Origin of the sequence: Haloarcula halophila (genome assembly GCF_029278565.1) — an archaeon.
Lineage (GTDB): Archaea > Halobacteriota > Halobacteria > Halobacteriales > Haloarculaceae > Haloarcula > Haloarcula halophila.
Genome location: NZ_CP119559.1, coordinates 976,596 through 995,472, shown reverse-complemented (window position 1 = coordinate 995,472; position 18,877 = coordinate 976,596). Strand labels below are relative to the sequence as shown.

The following is an 18,877-nucleotide window of genomic DNA, read 5'->3' as shown; positions in this document are numbered from 1 at the left end:
GATGTCCAGCGAACCCGATCTCACACAGACGCGAACGGAAGTACAGAAGCTCCGCGACGAACTCGACCGTCGCGAACGGACTGCCGTGGACCTGCGGATGGTGCAGTCGACCTTGCGGACCCGTGTCGAGCGTGTGGTCCGGGGGGCCGAGCGCGAGCGGTCCGACGAACAGCTCGAATCCCACCTCGCGCGGCTCCTGCGCCGTCACACCCAGGGCCGCCGCAGCCTCGCCTACCTCGGGCGGGCGTACGACGGGGCCGATGTCGAGGCGCTCCTGCGAGAGCGCCTCCGACAGCTCGAACTGCCGGACGTCGACGTGACGTCTCCCGATCAGCTCCAGTTCGAGGACGGCGGCCTGCCCGACGAACTCCTGTCGTTCGTCGAGGAGGCGGTCGACGGAACCGCGGACGAGGAGGAGGCCGATGGGGTCGTCCGGGCGTACGACGAGCTGCTCGACGACGACGATCGACAGGCCCACGTCCGGGCGCTCATCGTCGTCGGCGTGCTGGTCGACCTCGCCCACCTCGCGGTCGCCGGGACCCGGGAGCTCGAACGACCGGAGGACGAGGACCAGCCGCTGTCGGCCATCGTCGACGTCGACGGCACGAAGCAGAAGCTAGAGCAGTCGGTCGGTCGGCACGTCGCGGCCCTCGCGGACGCCGACGCCGCGCTGGTCGACGACGGCGAGACCGATGCCCTCGTCGAGCTCGACTGGAGTGCCCCCATCGCGATGCTCCCCGTCCGCCTCGAGACGCGGTTCGACGGCGACGAGCTACTGGTGCGGGTCTACCCCGAGCAGCTGCACGTCGACACCCACGAGGACCAGCTCACCGAGGACGAGTACGCGTGGGGACGGGAGTACTGGGTCAAGCTCTGGGTCGCCGGCATCGTCCCCGCCGAGGCCCTCGTGGACGCGGACGGGAGCTTCGAGTCCCCGAGTGCCCTCCCGGACGAGCACTCCGTCGAGGCGGCGGAGTCGATCGTCGAGCAGTTCGAAGCCGGCGAGTTCTCCGAAGACCCGGGCCAGCGGTACGAGGAGGTCCGCGAGCGCGTCTGGGCACAGGGCGTCGAGCGGTTCGGCGAGGAGCGGGCTGCCTACGTCGTCGAGGCGCTGTCGCCTCACAAGGTCGGCGACGACGAGGACCTCGAGCGGGCGCTCCGCGAGGGATTCGACGAGGGTGACCCGCCCCTCAAGACCGTCGACCCAATCGACTTTCCCGACGTGGACCTCCGGCCCGAATCGTGGACGAGGACGCCACGCGCTGAGCTGCTCCCCGACCGGTTCGTCGCGCTCGCCTACTGGGAGGCCGACGACGACCAGGAGGTCGAGACAGGGTGGAGCGACTCCGGGAACGGGTATCTCGAGCGCCGGGCCGGAACCGAGCACGTCCGGCGCGTGACGGGCCCGCCCGTCACGGAGCCACTCGCCGTCGGCCCGAGCCCCGAGACGGTGGCCCGGGACGGCGACGCCACCCGGGAGATGGAGTGGATGACCGAGTTCCCCGAGGCCGAGCGGGCCGGGATGGGGCTACGGGTCCCGCTGCCGGACGAGGACTTCGAGGCGACCGGCGACGGCTTCTCGAAGCTGGTCGTCCTCGGGCTCAAGACGTCGATGGACGGCGAGGCGGCTACGGAGGCGCTGTCGGACCTCCTCGCCGCCACCAACCACACCGACGGCCTCGAACTGCTCGATCCAGGGACGCCGACGAACAACGCCGACGAGCCTTCGGCACGGTCGGAGACCCGGGACCCGGCCGCGAGCCTCGACACTGCGACCGGGCCGGGACTGGCCGGGTCGGGCACCGACGGGTGGCGGCTGGCGGAGGCGCTCGGCGTCGACCCGGCGACGTTCGACCACGTCGGCGGCGCGGGCGACACCCGCGACACCGACGCCCGGGCGATGAACCGGGCGCTCTGGCCCGCCACCATCGGCTACTACGTCCGGAACCTGCTGGTGCCACTGGGCGGCGAGAACGACGACGAGCACGACGAGGACGAGGACGAACACGCCACACCGCCGATGCTCGGGACCGGCCGGAGCGACTCGGTCGAGGGGCCGCCACGGCTGCTCCGGTGGCTGGAGACCTACCGGGACCACTTCGTCGAGTACGTGCGCGCTGGCGGGCCGTACAAGACCCTCCGGGCGGGGGCCCAGCCCTATGGCCTGCTGCCGGTTTCGCCCGTCGACGTCGGGAGTGACGACCGCTCGCCCCTCGAATGGGAGGAGTCCGAGACGGGCACCGACGGGTCGAGTGCCGGCTACACCCCGCCGGAGGTGAAACACATTCCCGACGAGACGTTCGGTCCGGAGCTGTTGACCCGGTTGTGGTGGCTGCGCGACGACTGGCTTGACTGGGCCGGGGACGTTCCCGCGGTGACCGACGACGCCGCGCTGTCCGACGACCGGCTGCTGGACATGCTGTCGATGGAGGCGACGGCCGCGACCTACCGGCGGCGGCTGTGGCTGCTCGGGGAGGACAACCCCTTGAACGACCCGGACGCCCCGCAGCTCCGCCAGCAACTGGTACAGGACACCAGCACTGCCCTTGACGACGCCGGGCTGTCGGGCTTTCTCCCCCGCATGGCGCGGCTCCTGTTCCTCGGCGCGTCGCTGACCGCCGAGGACCTGCCCGTCACCGATGCGGACGTGACGACGTTCCTCGACACCGTCGGCGACGTGTTCGAGTCGCCGTGGCCGGACGTCGCGCTACGCATCCTCGGCACGGACCCCGACGAGGACGTCTCGCTGTCGCCGTCGTCCTCGGCGTCCATCCCCCGGAGCGTCATCGCGGCGCTCGACCCGACGACCGACTCCGCGGACTACGACCCGACGGCGTCGCTACTGCGACAGGCAATCCTGTTCGCGGGGTTCCAGGCCGCCGTGGCGTCGCGTGTCCGTCTCGGCGCCATCTACTACCACGACAAGCCCGACGTGCCCGCCGAGCCGACCTCCTACGACCCCGGTGACGGGACGATTTTCGACCGGTTCACCGACACGGTCCCGTCCGGATCGGCGGCACACGTCGGTGACCCGTACGCCGACCACCCGAAGCTGACCGGGAACTCGGACTTCAGGGACGTCGTCGAGACGACTGCCCTGTCCGCCTCGAACAGCTACCCGCCGGTCGACCCGGCGCTCGCCGGCTTCCTCGACTCGGTGTCGCACCTCGCGACGGTCGACTCCGAGCGGCTGGGCCGGCTGACGAGGGAGACGATGGACCTCGCAAGCCACCGCCTCGACGCGTGGTGGACCTCGGTCGCGACTCGTCGGCTGGAGGAGCTCCGGGGCGCCGGCGTCGACGCGTCCGACGAGGTCCACGTCGGCGCCTTCGGCTTCGTCGAGAACCTCGCGAAGGAGTCTGGTCCCGACGCCGAGTACCTGCTCGCGCCGTCGCTGGACCAGGCGACTACCGCCTCGGTGCTGCGCAGTGCCCACAAGGCCCGCACCGACGACAGCGCCGGGGGCGGGACCAGCCCGGCGGACGCTCTCGCGGTCGACTGCTCGCCCGAGCAGGTCCGGCTGGCCCGCCCGCTGTTGGCGGGGATCCGCGCCGGCCTGGACCTCCCGGAGATGCTGGGCTACCGCTTCGAGCGGGGCCTCCGCGAGGTCGGCACCCAGGCCTCGACGCCCGACCTCGAGACGTACATCGCGGACTTCCGGGCGCTCGCGCCGGCCGTCGAGGGGAAACTCGACCGCGGCGGGACGTCCGACGAGTCGAAGCAGAGTGACGTCGTGGACGGCATGCGCGTCTACCGGCTCTGGAAGAAGGGGACGCTGTGGTCGGACCTGCAGTCCGAGGTGGGCACGACTTTCCCCCAGGGCGAGGAGTCGGCCATCAAGGACGCCATCGGCGGGTCGGGGCCCGACGACCCGGCGGCGCCGGGCAGCATCCTGGGCGATATCGACGCCGCGATGGAGGCCGTCCACGACCTGCTGCTCGCGGAGGGTGTCCACCACCTCGCCCACGGCCGGCCCGAGCGCGCGGCTGCGGCCCTCGAAGGCCTCTCGCGGGTCGAGGCGCCGCCCGAGCCGACGGCCCTCGACACACCGCGCTCCGAGACCGGCGTCAGCCACCGACTGTTGCTGGCCTTCGGCAACGCGACGTCCTACGAGCCCCCGAACGTGTGGGACCCGTCCGAGCGGGACCTCCTCGACCCCGAAGATCTGCCGGGCGTGTCCGACACCGGCAACTCGACCGGGGAAGAGCGCATCCAGGTGCGCCACGAGGCAGAGCCCAACCTCGACGCGTGGGCCGGCGACCTGCTGCCCGACCCCGCCCGTATCGGCGGGACCGGCCGGTTCATCTGGGAGCGCGACCGGGAGTTCGCCGTCGGGAGCTTCGAGACCCCGCCGACGGCGGGGCCGGTCACCGTCGACGTCGGGTTCAAGCCCGACGTCGTCCTGTTCGCGGCCGTCACCGGGGCGACCGGCGACGGCGCGGCGGCGACCGACACGACCGGTTGGAGCCACGGCGTCTTCCGCCGGGCAGCCGGGGGCTCCTACCCCGAGGTCCAGCGCGCGACGACGGCCAGCGTCACCGCCGCGGGCGATGTGACCCGGGCCACGTCGACGACACGGGCCGTTGACGTCGACTTCGCCGGCTCGCAGGCCACCATCGAGGGCCAGGTCGTCGCGACCACCGAGGACGGCTTCGAGGTGTCGTTCACCGACGTGTCGCCCCCGAGTGACGGCCCGGATCAGGTCACCGTCACCTACCGGGCGCTGAAGCTGGCCGACCCGACCAGCGTCCGCGTCGGCGAGTACACGACGCCCCAGCAGGCCGGCGACCTCGACCAGGTGGACCTCACCGGCGACGGCGCGCCGGCCGACGACTTCGTTCCGGACCACGTGCTGTTCTCCGCGGCGCTCCCCGTCGACGCGGACGGCGACGGGACGCCGGACGCGCTCGGGTTCGCCCGCGGCGAGGCCCTCGCGCGGTCGGACGACCGCGACGCGTTCGACCAGCACGCGGTCGGCGTGACGGTCGCGCCCGGGGGCGACCATCGCGTCTCGGCGCGCGACGACGCCGCACTCGACATCGACGCGGGCGACGGCGACGCCGGCCTCCGCCTCGACGTCGAGTCCGTCGACGCCTCCGGTGCGAGCGTCCACGTCGGTGCCCCGAGTGACACCACCTACGCGGGCGCGGTGCCCGTCACCTACGTCGCGGTCGAGTCCCCCCGGCCGGAGACCCCGACCGGCCACCACACCCACCGCCCGGCCGTCGGCCACGTCGCGTCGACGTCCGGGACCGAGACGGCCGTCGACGTTGGCTTCCGGCCCGGGCTGGTCGAGGTCGAGGTCGTGGCGGGCGTGACCGGCGAGTCCGACGGGTTGCCGGTCTCGTCGTCGGTGTCGGCGGTCGACACCGTGCTCTCGCTCGGCGCCGCCACCAGCACCGGGATCCAGCGGTCGCTGGCGACCGGCGCGACCGCGAGCGGCGGCGCAACGAACGCGACCGACGACGTCGCGCAATTGGTGACCGCCGGCACCGACGGACCGACGGCGGGCGCGACCGTCTCGGTCGCGGCCGTCACCGACGACGGGTTCGATCTGGAGTTCTCCGACCTCCCGTCCGGGGGCGGGCCGGTCGTGTTCTACCGCGCGTGGCCCGCCCGCCCGGACTCCCAGGAGTTCTCGGCGGCCTTCGAGGACGGATTGGCCCTCGAGGACCTCGATCTGACGCCCCTCGACGCCGTCTGGCTCACGCAGGGCGTCGAGGCGGCCGGCGACTCTCAGATCGAGCGTCGCTTCGGCTACTGGGCGTTCCGCAACCGACCGTCGAACCGACCGCCGGTCCCCGACGACGCGACGCTCGACATCGAGTTCGGGGAGACGACGGCGGCCCACGACGTCAGTCTCGCCGAGTACATCGAGGTGTCCCGATCGATCCGTGACCTCGTGGGCGAGGCCCGCCCGGCGAACGCCACGGATTTCACCCACCCCGGCGACGCCGCCGGGGAGGGCTTCCTCCCAGCCAGCGGCCGGCTCCAGACCGACGCCGAGTTGCTGGAGAAGCGGCTGACCGACGTGCGGGACCTCCTGAAGCACCGCACGGACGTCCTCGCCGCCGACCCGAACGTCTGTGACCGGATGGCGGCCGTCGACGACGCGCTCGGGCGCTTCCGGCGGACCGCACCGGTCCAGCAGGTCCTCGACGTCACCGACCGCCTCGACAGCCAGGTGGCGAGCGACGTCTACGACGAGTTGCGGACCGTCACCGACCACGTCGCGGTCGGGCCGGCGAAGTCCGCCGGCGTCGACGTCGTCTTCGACGACGCGACCGGCCAGACGGTCGCCGGGCAGGCCGACGTCGACCGCGCGACCGACCTGGCGGTCACCGCGTACCCACACTCCGACGCGGTCCGGTTCGCGCCGAAGACGGACGACGACGTCACGACCGACGCCGACGGGACCTTCACCGCGACCTTCGACTTCTCGGACGTGGAGCCGGGGACGGCGTTCGCACTCGCCGCGACCCCGGACGAGTCGGAGACGAGCACCGAGGGCGAGGAGCTGCTGGCGCGATCCTTCGAGGACCCCGAGCCAGACGACTGGGAGTTCGTCGACGAACCCCCGCTGTCGAAGCGATCCTCGAACTGGGTGTTCGACGACGAGACGGGCGTACTCCGCCAGACGAGCAACCTCTACGGCTTCGAGGGGCCGCCCATCAACGCGCCGGGGGCCGTCGCGGTGATCGGCGACGAGGAGTGGGCCGACTACCGGACGACGGTCGAGCTCTCCGCCGAGGACGACGACGCCATCGGCGTCCTCGTCCGGGCGCAGGACCCGGACAACTTCTACCGGTTCTCGATGGACGCCCAGCGGGAGTACCGCCGGCTGGTCCGCAAGGTCGAGGGCGAGCCCGAACTGCTCTGGGCGGACGAGACGGGCTACGAGGTCGGCGAGACCTACGAGGTCACCGTCGAGGCCGCCGGGGACCGCATCCGGGGCTTCCTCGACGGCGACCTGCTGTTCGACGTGGAAGACGGGGCCATCGGGGAAGGTGCAGTCGGGCTGTACTGCCGGGCCAACCGCGGCGCCGTCTTCCACGGCATCCGCGTAACCTCTATCGAGGGGCCGCTGACCGGCATCCCGGGCGGGACCGTCTACGCGGCGAACGGTCGGGTCGTCGACGCCGCCGAGTCCGCCGGCGGCCCCGGCCTCGCGTCGGTGGTCGCCGACCAGACCTACCTGCCGCTGTTGCTGTGGCTCGATCAGGTCGCGCCGACGCTCGACCCGGGAGCGGAGCCGTGGCCCGAACCGCCGGCCGACCCGGAGACGACGCCGCCGGCCCGGGCGCTGATGGCCGCCGTCGACCCGCCCGACTGGTCGCCGTGGGACGCGGCCAGCGACGAGAAGGCGCTGATGGACCACGTGTCGACCCTCCTCGGCGGGTCGAGTCCCCAGCCGTTCACGAGCGACGACCGCGACGCCGTGGAGGCCCTGCTCGACCTCCAGTCTCTCGACCTCGCCTCCCTCGTGACGTTCGTCCGGGAGGCCGTCGGCCCGGTCGCGTGGACCGGGCTGACCGAACTGCTCGGGACGACCGGCGACCGGGGCCGCCCCGACGAGCAGGACGTCTGGCGGTCGAACCCGACCGACTTGGAGACTGTCGTCGACAAGCACCGCGAGGGCGAGGTCCGGGCGCGCCTGGAGCGCCTCGACGAGCTGCCCGACATCCGCGCCCCGTCGGCGTTCGGGGCCTACAGCCCGCCGATCCGGACCCTCGTCCGCGAGGACGAGTTGGACGCCGAGGATCTCGCCGCGATCGAGGAGTTCCTCGCAGATCCCGCGGCGATCATGGGTGCCTTCGGCCACCTCGTCCCGGACCTCGACCAACTACTCGTGGACCTCCACGACCTGTTGCACCACGTCGACGAGTTCGTGGCCGACCGGACCGTCGCCGACCTCCGGACCGAGGTGACCGACCTTCGGCAGGCCATCGCGGCAGCCGACAGGGAGGGAACCGTCGAGAACCTCCTCGGGGAGCCCGACCACGTCTGGGACGTCTTCGCCGACCACGGCGACGACATCGAGGGGGCCGTGAGCGACTACCGGTCGAACCCCTCGTCGGCGGCCGACGCGGAGGACCGGTACGAGACGGCGCTCGACGCCGTCGGACCGGCCGCGGCTCTCAATCTCGACGAGTACGTCCTCGACGCCACGGCCTACCCGGACCTGTCGGCCTCGTTCCGCGCGGGCGCGCTCGAGTCGGTCCGGCGCGCGCTCTTGCAGGCCTCGTATTTCGGCATCTACGGGAGCGTCCCGGCTTCGGCTGCCGGCGGCGCGCCCGAGGACCAGTCGACTCTGGTCGACCAGGCGACGCGGGTCCGCGAGGAGGCACAGGCCCGCATCGACGCCGCGGACGGCCACGCACCGGACCCGTCGAACGACGAGCCCACGGTCGACGGACAAACCGAGCGCATCCAGGCGATGCTCGGCGACGAGTTCGTCGTGCTACCGCCCTTCGCCCCGGACAACGTCGCGGAGCTCCGGGCGACCCTCGCGGACGACGACCTGTTAGACGACCCCTACGCGACCGACACGTGGCTCCAGCGCGCCGCCCGGTTGCGCGAGCTACCGGCGTCGTTCCGGCAGGTCCGCACCTACGCCGACGCTCTGGGGATGGGCCACGGCACCGGTCCCGGGCTGCGACGGACGCTCACGGTCGGACAGCTGCCACACGTGTCGGGCCAGGACTGGCTCGGTCGGGACGGGATAACGCCCGACGGCGGCGAGCTGTCACTCGCCGTCGACTTCGCGAGCGAGGCCCCCGCCGGCCCGACCCTCGACGCGCCCATCGCGCCCGACCCGTCGAACTCCGGCCCACCGGTGGCGGGCCTGCTGGTCGACGAGTGGGTCGAGCGCGTCCCCGACGAGGAGGAGTCCATCGGGCTCGGCCTGCAGTACGACGATCCGAGCACCCGGGCGCCACAGACCATCCTGCTGGCGACGCCGCCGGACTGGCAACGGGCGAGTGGTTCCGAGGCGTTCGGTTTCGACGCCGAGCACGCCGGGCCGACGAAGTGGACGGACGCGCTGGTCCGCCAGTCGGTCGCGGAGACGATGGACCTCGTGTCGATGCGGTCGGTCGACCTCGAGGCGATGGACGCGTACGGCCACCTGCTACCCATGCTCTGCTTCGCGTACAACCGCACGACGCTGTTCGACACGAGCAACGCTCTTGAGGACGCTCCGTCCGTCGACTTCAACGAGCTCCCGGGGTGGTTCTGAGATGGCCGACGAGCGCTCGCACACGGTGTGGGAACGGCTCGAACCGGTCGCCCGGAACGAGGACCTCCAGGGGACACTCCGCGGGGAGCTTGCCGACCCGCTCTGGCTGCTTTCCCGCCAGCGCCAGTTCGGCGAGTTCGCCGGCGAGGACGCCGGGTCGCCGGTCGAGGTGGCCGTCGAGTACTACCACGACCACGTCGACCACGTCGAGGTCGGCTCTGCCACGGACCCCTACGACCCGAAGACCGACCCGCCGGTGGAGACACTGGTCGAGCGCGAGCCTGTGGCCGCCGAGGCCGACGACGGCCGGGAGGCCCCGAACCACGCGCTCCGCGCCGAGGCCGGGATGAACGTCCTCGACCGCCTCCGGCGGGCCGTCGACGCCGACTCGGGTCCCCCGCTCCCGGAGCCCGACTGGTTCGAGGCGGCGTACCACCTGGACAGACCCGACGTGGCGGACGGCCCGGCCCGCCGGTTCGCGGACGTCTTCGACGGCGAGGACGACCCCGCGACGCCCCGCGGCCTCGACGGCCACGCTGTGTACGGGAAGCTGACCGAGGCGGCACCCGGTGTCGCGGACTCCGGGACGACGACCGACTGGTTGGGCGTGTCTGACCCGGTCGACGTCCTTTTCACCGACGGCGCACCCGACGTTGCGAAGTCCCTCTTCAAGGGCGTGGCGAAGGGGTTCGCGGAGTGGTACGCGGGGCTCTTCGACGAGCCGAGCGAGACCGAGGACGCGTGGGACCCCGCGCGGATGGAGTACTCGGCGGCCGTGTCGGCGGGCACCGGCACCGGCCGGACCACCCTCGAAGCACGCGAGTACGAGGGCGGCCGCCTCGACTGGTACGACTTCGAGTCCACGAACCGGAGCCTCGTGGACGAGGACGGCGACTCGACTGACTCGGGGAGCGAGAACCCCCACAGCCTCTCGGAGCTCCCGACGAACACCCGGTTCCGGGGGATGCCGGCCAGCCGCCTGTGGGAGATGGAGGACGCGGACGTCGACCTCGCGTCGATGACCGCCGCCGGCGACGACCTCTCGCGGCTGTTCATGCTGGAGTTCGCCCTCATCGCCGGCGACGACTGGTTCTCGCTGCCAATCGAGGCACCCGTCGGGTCGGTCACCCGCGTCTCGACCCTGTCGGTCACGGACACGTTCGACAAGACGACGGCGGACATCCCGGCGACGGTCAACCGGTCGGACGCCGCCGAGTGGGACATGTTCACCTTCGACTTACCGAACCACGACGAGCCCGGGCTGTTCCTCCCGCCGGTGCTTGGCACCTCCCAGTCCGGCGAGGTGATCGAGGAGGTGCTGTACGGTCGCGACGAGATGGCGAACCTCGTATTCGGCCTGGAGTCCACCGTCGAGGGGGCGCTGGGCGACCCGCTGGACCGCGAGGAGTTCCGCGCCCCGTCGCTGGGCATCGAAGAGCTACACACCGCCGACGACGCGCTCTCCGGTCAGGCGGCCGCCGACGATGAGGCCGTCGTCCTCGCCAACGAGGGCGACGACGTCCTCGTGGTCGGGACCGGGGGCGACGCCGACTCCCACTGGGAGCTCCGGGTCGAGGACCCCGACGCCGCGAACGGCACCACGACGGTCGATATCCCGCCGCTCACCATCCCGGCGGAGGGGTCGGTGCGCGTGGTGAGCGGGACCGGCGTCGACACCGACGAGGAGGTCCACCTCGACCGCTCGGCACCTCTCCTCGGCGACGGCGACGTCGTCTCCGTCTACAAGCCCGTTCCCGCCGACGAGGGGTCGTCCTCGAACGGCGACTCCGGCCCGGAGATGGGCCTCGTGGCCGTCGAGCCGGTCGACCCGGAGACGCTGGGCGATCTCAGGCAGTACAAGCTCGCCAACGAGGTGGCCGACCACTGGTTCCCGTACCTGCCGGTGAACGATGGCCTCCCTCAGCGGCTCGAGCTGGGTCTGCTGCTCGACGCAGACGCCCTCTCAGGGACCCTCGACATGGTCCCCGAGCCGATGGGTCGCATCCTCAACCCCGAGGCGTCCATCTACGCCGAGGAGGTCTCGCGGACCGGTCGCCGGGTGACGCGGTCGTTCCAGGCCAGCGCGTGGCTAGACGGCAGGAGTCACGTCTGGTCCAGCCGGGAAGTGGGACCGGGCCGCGGCGAGGTGTCGAGCGGGTTGCGGTTCGACTTCCTCGAGGACGAGGAGGCGTAGCCGTTCGCGTTACGGAACCCCCCGTTCTTCGAACGATCGAACGCGGAGGGGGAACGGTTCTTTCGCTCTCTCATTCCGAGAGGGTACAGCGCGTGATCGACGGATCGAAGCCGTTCATGAAGTCGAGAAGCGGCTCACCTCCTGGAACCCAGGAAGTAGCTGACCGTGTCGGACTGAGCCACCAGCCGGTCGACCACCGGCTTCAGCAGACTGGGGACCGTAACGCGAATCCGTGGGTGTAGTCGAAGAAAACCGGGCCGACGAGGGATTTGAATCAGGGGAGAGCTGTGCTCCGACCGTGGTTCATACTCCTCTCAACCGGCGCTTTCCTGCAGAACCCAGCAAACGAGCAGATAGCGCTATGTCCGCTTACTGATCCAGACACGATTGATGTTACTCCCCGTCTGGGTCGTCGGAATCGGCGATGGCCTCCAGTACCGTCCCGCGTTCCTCGAAGTACGCCGGGGCGTCCCGGTCGCGTTCGAACTCGGCGATGCGGGTGAGCACGGCCTGGATGTCCTCACGCGTTGCGTCGAGATCGTCGGCCAGGTCGGCGTAGGCCGTCGCCAGGTCTTCGAAGGCGTCCCGGCGTGCCCGTTTCGCTTCCGCGAGGGCCTGTTTCTCTTCGAGGTCACGCTCCCGTGCTTCCAGATCGGCGACGCTCTGGTCGGGAGCCGTCGGGGAGGGCGTGTCGGCCGACTCCGCAACCGGTCGCTCGTGTGCGGCGACGCTGTCCTGGAGATCGGTGAGTTCGTCGTCGAGTTCGTCAAGCAGCGTCTCGGTCTCCTCGGTGAGTGTTTCGACGCGGCCCCAGAGGAACCGCGCTTGGGTTCGACAGTAGTCGGCCAGCTCTTGGACTGTGAGGCTGTCGTCGTTCATTGTCGGTCTATCGTCGCCCCGGCAGAAGACAGTTGGCACACTCAGGGGGTAACCAGCGTCCGTGCCTGTTCGACCAGTTCCGACTGCGCGATGTCACCGTGGTCGGTGATCGCCACGTGATCCTGTGGCTGGTCGTACTCGACGAGGTCGGCGGCGACCAGACACGGGACGTGGCTGTGATAGAGGTCGAAGTACAACTCGGTGACGGACTCGGGATCGATCTCGGTGAGTGGACGCCCGTACTCGATCTCCGCGAGTTCGTCCGCGAGGTCCGGGAGCGCCAACTCCCCGTGGGTCGCCAGACACGACAGCGCCGCACGGCGACGGCTGTCTGCCAGCGCCCGGAATAACTCGTCGACGGAACCCGCGTCGGCCATACACGCGGGAAGTGAGGGCCGAGATATAGAACCTTCCGGTACGGACTCAGTGGGTCAACAGGAGGAGCTCTTGTTCGGTCCTGGCGAGACAGAACCTGCTCCCGGGATCGCCGAAGGTGTTGGTCCGTCGCTCGCTGACGAACAGACGTTCGAAGGGGTCGCCACAGGCCGGACAGGCGAACCCGTCGCGGTTGGCGAGCGTCATCGTCCCCCGGTCCTGTTTGAGGAGCTTCAGCCCGTGGCGGTAGTCGTGGACGTCGAAGCCGTCGCTGATATCGAGCTGTTCCATACGGCAACGAGGTGACTGGTGGTAAAAAGCGTTAGACTAGGTTCGCGCCCATGTACAGGACGACGACCAGGAACACCCACACGACGTCGACGAAGTGCCAGTACATCGAAGCCGTCGAGACGGAGGTATGGCGTTCCGCGGAGTACTGGCCGTAGTAGCCCCGGACGAAGACGATCCCCAGCAACACCGCACCGAGCGAGACGTGCAGGCCGTGGAGGCCGGTCAGCCCGTAGAAGGCCGAGGCGTACGCGCCGCCGGTGATGGTAAAGCCCTCGTGGACGATGAACTCGTAGTACTCGTAGATCTGGCCGCCGATGAAGACGACGCCCAAGAGAAGCGTCACGGCGAGCCACTGGAGGAACCGTTCGTGGTTGCCCTTCCGGAGCGCGACGTGGCTGAAGTGGAGCGTCCCGGAACTGATCAGCAGGATGACGGTGTTGACGATGACCAGTGAGCCGAACACTTCCGGAATCGCCATCGACGTCCAGACGTCGGTCCCGCGGACGATGAAGTAGTAGACGAAGCCGGCGCCGAAGGTCGCGACCTCCGACCCGAGGAACAACAGCATCGCGAACTTCAGCGTCCGCCCGGAGTGGTGATTGGTTCCGCGGTCCCAGAAGTCCGAGACGAACGCGTGGTACAGCCAGCCGTAGATGCCGGCCAGGAAGAGGCCGACGCTGCCGACCGTCGCGGCGGCACCGATCGTCGTACTGATGAGCGGTTCATCGCCGAGCGAGAGGACGAACAGCGCGGCGCCGACGTAGATGCCGGCGGCGCCGATGGCCGTGACGAACGGCCACCAGCTGGCCTCACCGAAGCCCCGGGGCCAGTCCTCCGTCGCCGGGAGGTGGTGGTCCCCGTGCCCGTGGCCACCGTCCGTCTGTTCATCGGATAAGCTCATACTGGCCCCTTACGAGTCGATTACTAAAAGCCCATCCACTTCGCCGTGCGATGTCGGAAGCCATAGGGGGCCCAACGACCAACGGCCGGTGATGAGTGTGTCCCGACACCGGGCACTCGCTGTCGTCGCGACGGGGCTGGCCGCGCTCTCGATCGCTGGCACTGCGAGCGCACACGGCGGGAGTCTGGCAGCCGGCGGGCGCGAGTCGCTGACGATCCCGACCTGGCTGTTCCTTTCGACCGGCGGCGCTGCCGTCGGCGCGTCGTTCCTGCTCGCGTCGTTCGTCACCGATCGCGTCTTCGTCGAGCGACTCCACGACTGGGGGATCGATCTCGCGGGTGGCGGGGACCGATCCCTCCGGACGATCGGGCGGGTGATCGGCCTCCTCGGGCTCCTCGCGGTCCTCGTGGTCGGGTTCGTCGGCCCCGAGACGCCGCGGACGAACCTCGCGATCCTGCTCGTCTGGGCCGGCTGGTGGGCCGGGCTGGTGATCGTGACCTATCTGTTGGGCAACGTCTGGAGCGGACTGAACCCGTTCAAGACCCTCGCGTCGCTGCTTCCCTCGCTTGAGTCGGCCTATCCCGAGCGGCTGGGTGCCTGGCCCAGCGTCGTCGGCTTGCTTCTGTTGATCTGGGTCGAGGTGGTGAGTCCGCTGGCCGACCAGTCACGGTTGCTGGCGACGGTCGTCGCGGTCTACGGGGTCGTCACACTGGCCGGCGCTGTCGTCTTCGGCTCCGAGACGTGGTTCCAGCGCGTCGACCCCGTCGAGCGGGTCTTCCGGTACTACGGTCGGTTCGCACCGATCACCCACGGTCCGGACGGGTTCCGGCTCCGGCTCCCGGCGATGGACCTCTCGACGCCGCGGCTCGTCGACGGCCCCGACGAGGTGGCCTTCGTCGTTGCCCTGTTGTGGGGGACGACCTACGACGGGTTCGTGACGACGGCACTGTGGCGGGACCTCTCGACGCCGATCGTCTCCGCAGGGGTCCCCGCACACGTGCTCTACCCCGTCGCGCTCGCGCTCGGTTTCGCGCTGTTTCTCGGGGCGTACTGGGTCGCCGCTCGGTTGGCCCGCCGGAGCGCGAAGACGTATCTCGGGACCGACGCCCTCGCGGTCCGGTTCGCACCGCCGTTGCTCGCCATCGCGGTCGGCTACCACTTCGCGCACTATCTGGGCTATTTCCTCTTTCTGGCTCCGGCGCTGGCCGTCGCCGTCCTCTCGCCGCTGTCCTCGCCGGCGGCGGTTCCGGTGTATCAGCTCCCGGACTGGTTCGGCGCGGTCGGCATCATCTCGGTCGTCGTCGGCCACCTGCTGGCGATCTGGGTGGCCCACGCGGCGGCCTACGAACTCTTCCCCAGCCGTCTGCAGGCGGTCCGCTCGCAGTACCCCTTTATCGCCGTGATGGTCGCATACACGATGATCAGCCTCTGGATCGTCTCCCGACCGGAGGTGCCACTCCCACACCTATGACCGACGCGACACGGACCCAGCGTGACGGACAGTCCCTCTCGTTCGACGTCCCCGAGGGCGACGAGCCGGTGATCTGTGACTACTGCGGGCAACCCTACGCCCGCGAGAAGTGGCTGGCACTCCACCACGGCCGCGCACATCCGGCCGAACTCACCGACGAGGAGATCGAGGCGTTCCGTGCGGCCCACGGGAGCGAGGAGACGGAGATCCGCGAGTTCCGCTTGCGCGCGCTGGGCGGGCTCGTGGCGATCTACTTCGTCCTCCTCATGATCTACGCGCTGGTGTGAGGCCGGTCTCCGGCGGGAAGCGACACGTTGATGGGTGCCAGTCGACCAAACAACCCTATGGACCTCCGCGTCATCGACAAGTCCGACACGGAACTCTCTATCGAGATCGCCGGCGAGGATCACACGTTCATGAACGTCCTCAAGGGGGCGCTGCTGGAGACCGAGGGCGTCACCGCGGCGACCTACGACATGAACCCCGAACAGTCCGGTGGGCAGACCGACCCGGTCCTGACCATCAAGTCCGAGGCGGGTGTCGACGCGCTGGATGCCCTCGAAGACGGGACCGACCGCGTCGTCGCGAAAGCCGACGGCTTCACCGAGGCGTTCGAAGCGGCCTAACAGAGGACGTGGGTGACGAACACGCGCCCGTCGGGGGCGACGTGGATATCGACGCCGATCGTTCCGGCCGTCGCACTCCGGTAGGGTGCGCCACGCTCGACGTATCTATCCGCGAGCGCCGAGCCCAGCGCGCTTTCGTCCGCGAACGACGACAGGGCGGTCCCCGTCCGGTCGTAGGCGACCTGGTAGCCGACGACGGTCGGCCGCTCACAGGCCAGCGGGAACCGATCGAACGCCTCCCTGCTCGGCGGATCGCCGTCGCCGTACCGTGCGTCGACGGTCGCCTTGTTGTAGTACGCCGCGGCACGGTCGACGCTTCCGTTGCGCGTGAGTTCGCCAGCCCCGCCGCCGACTCGTCGCTCGTTGTACGTCGCGGTGTAGGCGTCCTCGACGGCCGCGATGTCCAGCCCGTCGACACTGTCACCGGCTCCCGGCGCGTCGGGGATCGCCGGCGGCGGCCCGTCCGCCGTCTGTCCGCCGGCCCCCGGCAGGGAGACGACGCCGAGAAACCCGAGGACGAGGACGCCGACGAGCAGCGCCACGACGGCGTAGCCGACGACGTACTTCGGTTCGACGACGTCGCGCCACCCCGTCCCGATCTCGTCTAACGGGTCGGTGTCGGCGACGGCCTCCCGCTCGAAGTCCGCGCCGCCACAGCGCCGGCAGGGCGGGGAGTTACGCTGGTGTTGGCGACCACAGTCCTGACAGACCCAGACCGATCCCCCCGGCGTCGACTCCTCGTCGGTCCGTTCGGGACCCATCGGCTTGACGGCTTTCTCGAAGGTCCCGTGACCGCAGTTGTCACAGGGCGGATCGTTCTCCTCTTGGGGTTTGCCACACCACTCACACCGCCATTTCATCGGGGAAGCTAGGTCGTGGAGCTACAAAGGCTGCGCGGACTCGGCCGGTGTCTCCGGGTTCGACCTACAGCCGAACGGGGATGCCCTTGCTGTCGAGGTACTCCTTCGTCTCCTCGATGGAGTACTCGCCGAAGTGGAAGATCGAGGCCGCCAGCCCGGCGTCGGCGCCGGCCTCGACGAACACCTCCTCCATGTCCTCCGGACCGCCACAGCCCGAGGAGGCGATAACTGGGGTCGAGACGCTGTCACAGACGGCTTTCATCAGCGGGATGTCGTAGCCGTCCTTGGTCCCGTCGGCGTCGATGGAGTTGACGAAGATCTCGCCGGCCCCACGCTCTTCGGCTTCCATGGCCCACTCGACGGCGTCCAGGCCGGTCCCCTCGCGGCCGCCTTTGACCGTACACTCGAACCAACAGGACTCCCCGTCGACCCGTGCGTAGTGTTCGCCCGCCTCGTCGAAGCGCCGCCGGGCATCCAGCGAGATGACGATACACTGGCTGCCGAAAGCTGCGGCGCCCTCGCCGATGAGATCGGGCTCGGCGATGGCCCCGGAGTTGATCGAGACCTTGTCGGCGCCGGCCCGCAGCGTCTCCTTGATGTCCTCGCGAGTCCGGATGCCGCCACCGACCGTCAGCGGGATGAACACCTCGTCGGCGACCGCGGAGACGGTTTCGAGCATCGTCTCCCGGCCCTCGGCGGAGGCGGTGATGTCCAGGAAGACGAACTCGTCGGCCCCGGACTCGTTGTAGGCTTTGGCCATCTCGACGGGGTCACCGGTGTACTCCAGATCCTCGAAGTTGACACCGGTGTAGACGGCGGCGTCCCCGTTCTCGTCGACGTCGACGTCGATACAGGGGATGATGCGCTTCGTGAGTGTCATTCGATACCCGACGGTTCGCCACAGGGCCGTTTGATCGTTTCGGCTGGCGCAACTACCCCATCGCGGTCGAGATCACGCGGATCTCCTCCTCGCCGAAGGCAGTGTAGTAGAGCCGGATCTCGTAGATCTCGCCGTCCAGTGTCTGTGAGTTGCCGTTGGGAGCGTCCGCGCCGATCACCAGATCACCCATATTGACAGCCGAATCGTAGCTATCACTCCCGACACGGTCTCCGTCGACGTACAACTCGTAGGTCGAGCCGTCGAAGGTCCCGACGGCGACGTGGCGCTGGCCGGTGGTGTAGGTCGATCCGGAACTGATGGAAGTGCTGGGGAAGTTGACCGCGAACTCCGTCCTGTACTGGTTCCCACTCGCTCCCGGGTTCTCCAGGAACCACTCGTTGCCCCCGTTGTAGTGTTCGACGAGCTGGTTGACACGGTCGGAGGAGCCGTCCTGTCGGTACGCGACGGCGACGGTAAACTCCGAAACCGTCCGTCCTGGCACTGCGAGGTTCCTGACGTCGACGTGGTCGTTGCCGCCGAACTGCAGCGAGTTCCCGGTCCACGTTGGCGATCCCGACAGCGTCCCGTCGTTGCCGTTCCCCGATCGATCGACGAGTTCGGAGCCACTCGTCGAGTCGAACGTGTAGTACGCGATGAAGTCACCGACCTCCGAACGATCGTCGACTGTCGTGTCGACCAACACCGTCTGTTCGCCGTCCCGGGAGACGGCGGTGATCCGATCTCCCGGTGCCGTCGGGAGCAACACCGTCCGCCCGGCGGCGTCCTCACTGAACGTCGCAACGCGTTTGCCGTTGAGCTGAACGTCGACGGCCGTCGAGAGCGCCTTGGGCGTCATCTCTAGACCAGCCGGCGTCCGTTCGTAGGTGAAATCCGCGGTCGCTGTCGGCGCACCGACCCCATCGAGATAGGCAAACGAGCCGATCGCAAGGACCGCTCCGAGAAAGACGACTGTTGCCACCAGCAAGAGATTGCCGACGATACTCGTCATTCCACGACTGTCCCTCCCACCACCTGACTCCCCAACCATACGCCGGGATTCTCGCTACACGGGGAAAACGCTACTGTCAGTATCGACAACTGAGGGCTGCAGTATCGACCCGCGACACCTCGTGGCCCCACGTCTCCTCCGAAGACGATTGGA

At 69.6% G+C, this 18,877-nt stretch carries 12 protein-coding genes; 5 read left to right on the top strand and 7 right to left on the bottom strand.

Features of this window, described 5'->3' with window-relative positions; translation table 11 throughout:
* Position 1 precedes the first annotated feature (1 nt).
* Together P0204_RS05230 and P0204_RS05225 are read left to right on the top strand one after the other, a co-directional pair.
* Entirely contained in the window at positions 2 to 9,238 is a 9,237-nt protein-coding gene (locus P0204_RS05230) for a BGTF surface domain-containing protein (RefSeq protein WP_276222289.1), read from the top strand.
* A 1-nt stretch (position 9,239) separates the two neighbouring features.
* Positions 9,240 to 11,432: a hypothetical protein gene (locus tag P0204_RS05225; protein WP_276222288.1), complete on the top strand. Its 2,193-nt coding sequence runs from the start codon at positions 9,240 to 9,242 to the stop codon at positions 11,430 to 11,432.
* A 393-nt stretch (positions 11,433 to 11,825) separates the two neighbouring features.
* Here the strand turns inward: P0204_RS05225 and P0204_RS05220 are convergent, their stop codons facing one another.
* The 4 genes from P0204_RS05220 to P0204_RS05205 are packed head-to-tail and all read right to left on the bottom strand — an operon-like array spanning position 11,826 to position 13,878.
* A complete protein-coding gene (locus P0204_RS05220) occupies positions 11,826 to 12,311 on the bottom strand; it encodes a hypothetical protein (protein ID WP_276222286.1) in 486 nt (161 codons plus the stop codon).
* Between the two features lie 41 nt (positions 12,312 to 12,352).
* The gene (locus tag P0204_RS05215) at positions 12,353 to 12,688 is read right to left on the bottom strand and encodes a DUF7344 domain-containing protein (protein ID WP_276222284.1); all 336 of its coding nucleotides are present in this window, start codon (positions 12,686 to 12,688) and stop codon (positions 12,353 to 12,355) included.
* Between the two features lie 46 nt (positions 12,689 to 12,734).
* On the bottom strand, positions 12,735 to 12,977 hold the full coding sequence (locus P0204_RS05210; RefSeq protein ID WP_276222282.1) for a DUF7385 family protein: 243 nt from the start codon (positions 12,975 to 12,977) through the stop codon (positions 12,735 to 12,737).
* A 31-nt stretch (positions 12,978 to 13,008) separates the two neighbouring features.
* Positions 13,009 to 13,878: a cytochrome c oxidase subunit 3 gene (locus tag P0204_RS05205; protein WP_276222280.1), complete on the bottom strand. Its 870-nt coding sequence runs from the start codon at positions 13,876 to 13,878 to the stop codon at positions 13,009 to 13,011.
* A 91-nt stretch (positions 13,879 to 13,969) separates the two neighbouring features.
* On the opposite strand from P0204_RS05205, the gene P0204_RS05200 reads away from it, so the two are divergent.
* From P0204_RS05200 to P0204_RS05190, 3 genes are read left to right on the top strand one after another with little or no spacing between them, the layout of a single operon-like run.
* Positions 13,970 to 15,349 carry a hypothetical protein gene (locus P0204_RS05200; RefSeq protein WP_276222278.1) on the top strand — a complete coding sequence of 460 codons (1,380 nt, stop codon included), beginning with the start codon at positions 13,970 to 13,972 and terminating at the stop codon, positions 15,347 to 15,349.
* Positions 15,346 to 15,636, top strand: coding sequence for a C2H2-type zinc finger protein (locus P0204_RS05195; RefSeq protein ID WP_276222277.1), 291 nt, complete (start codon positions 15,346 to 15,348; stop codon positions 15,634 to 15,636). The genes P0204_RS05200 and P0204_RS05195 overlap by 4 nt, the downstream gene beginning before the upstream one ends.
* Before the next feature lie 57 nt (positions 15,637 to 15,693).
* A complete protein-coding gene (locus P0204_RS05190; protein ID WP_276222274.1) occupies positions 15,694 to 15,975 on the top strand; it encodes a DNA-directed RNA polymerase subunit L in 282 nt (93 codons plus the stop codon).
* On the opposite strand, the gene P0204_RS05185 is transcribed toward P0204_RS05190, so the two are convergent.
* The 3 genes from P0204_RS05185 to P0204_RS05175 all read right to left on the bottom strand — a co-directional run bounded on the left by P0204_RS05185 (position 15,972) and on the right by P0204_RS05175 (position 18,763).
* The gene (locus tag P0204_RS05185) at positions 15,972 to 16,835 is read right to left on the bottom strand and encodes a hypothetical protein (RefSeq protein WP_276222273.1); all 864 of its coding nucleotides are present in this window, start codon (positions 16,833 to 16,835) and stop codon (positions 15,972 to 15,974) included. The two genes, P0204_RS05190 and P0204_RS05185, sit on opposite strands and share 4 nt — an antisense overlap.
* A 64-nt stretch (positions 16,836 to 16,899) precedes the next feature.
* Positions 16,900 to 17,715, bottom strand: a complete 816-nt coding sequence (gene hisF, locus P0204_RS05180) for an imidazole glycerol phosphate synthase subunit HisF (RefSeq protein ID WP_276222271.1) — start codon at positions 17,713 to 17,715, stop codon at positions 16,900 to 16,902.
* A gap of 52 nt (positions 17,716 to 17,767) precedes the next feature.
* Positions 17,768 to 18,763 (bottom strand): LamG domain-containing protein, encoded by a 996-nt coding sequence (locus tag P0204_RS05175; RefSeq protein ID WP_276222269.1) that lies wholly within the window; start codon positions 18,761 to 18,763, stop codon positions 17,768 to 17,770.
* Positions 18,764 to 18,877 lie beyond the last annotated feature (114 nt).

What these genes read in the sequence shown, in the direction of transcription:
- P0204_RS05210 (WP_276222282.1), bottom strand. Translation starts at nt 12,977, where the DNA reads ATGGAACAGCTCGATATCAGCGACGGCTTCGACGTCCACGACTACCGC.
- P0204_RS05185 (WP_276222273.1), bottom strand. Translation starts at nt 16,835, where the DNA reads ATGAAATGGCGGTGTGAGTGGTGTGGCAAACCCCAAGAGGAGAACGAT.
- P0204_RS05205 (WP_276222280.1), bottom strand. Translation starts at nt 13,878, where the DNA reads ATGAGCTTATCCGATGAACAGACGGACGGTGGCCACGGGCACGGGGAC.
- P0204_RS05220 (WP_276222286.1), bottom strand. Translation starts at nt 12,311, where the DNA reads ATGAACGACGACAGCCTCACAGTCCAAGAGCTGGCCGACTACTGTCGA.
- P0204_RS05215 (WP_276222284.1), bottom strand. Translation starts at nt 12,688, where the DNA reads ATGGCCGACGCGGGTTCCGTCGACGAGTTATTCCGGGCGCTGGCAGAC.
- P0204_RS05230 (WP_276222289.1), top strand. Translation starts at nt 2, where the DNA reads ATGTCCAGCGAACCCGATCTCACACAGACGCGAACGGAAGTACAGAAG.
- P0204_RS05195 (WP_276222277.1), top strand. Translation starts at nt 15,346, where the DNA reads ATGACCGACGCGACACGGACCCAGCGTGACGGACAGTCCCTCTCGTTC.
- P0204_RS05225 (WP_276222288.1), top strand. Translation starts at nt 9,240, where the DNA reads ATGGCCGACGAGCGCTCGCACACGGTGTGGGAACGGCTCGAACCGGTC.
- P0204_RS05200 (WP_276222278.1), top strand. Translation starts at nt 13,970, where the DNA reads ATGAGTGTGTCCCGACACCGGGCACTCGCTGTCGTCGCGACGGGGCTG.
- P0204_RS05175 (WP_276222269.1), bottom strand. Translation starts at nt 18,763, where the DNA reads ATGGTTGGGGAGTCAGGTGGTGGGAGGGACAGTCGTGGAATGACGAGT.
- hisF (WP_276222271.1), bottom strand. Translation starts at nt 17,715, where the DNA reads ATGACACTCACGAAGCGCATCATCCCCTGTATCGACGTCGACGTCGAC.
- P0204_RS05190 (WP_276222274.1), top strand. Translation starts at nt 15,694, where the DNA reads ATGGACCTCCGCGTCATCGACAAGTCCGACACGGAACTCTCTATCGAG.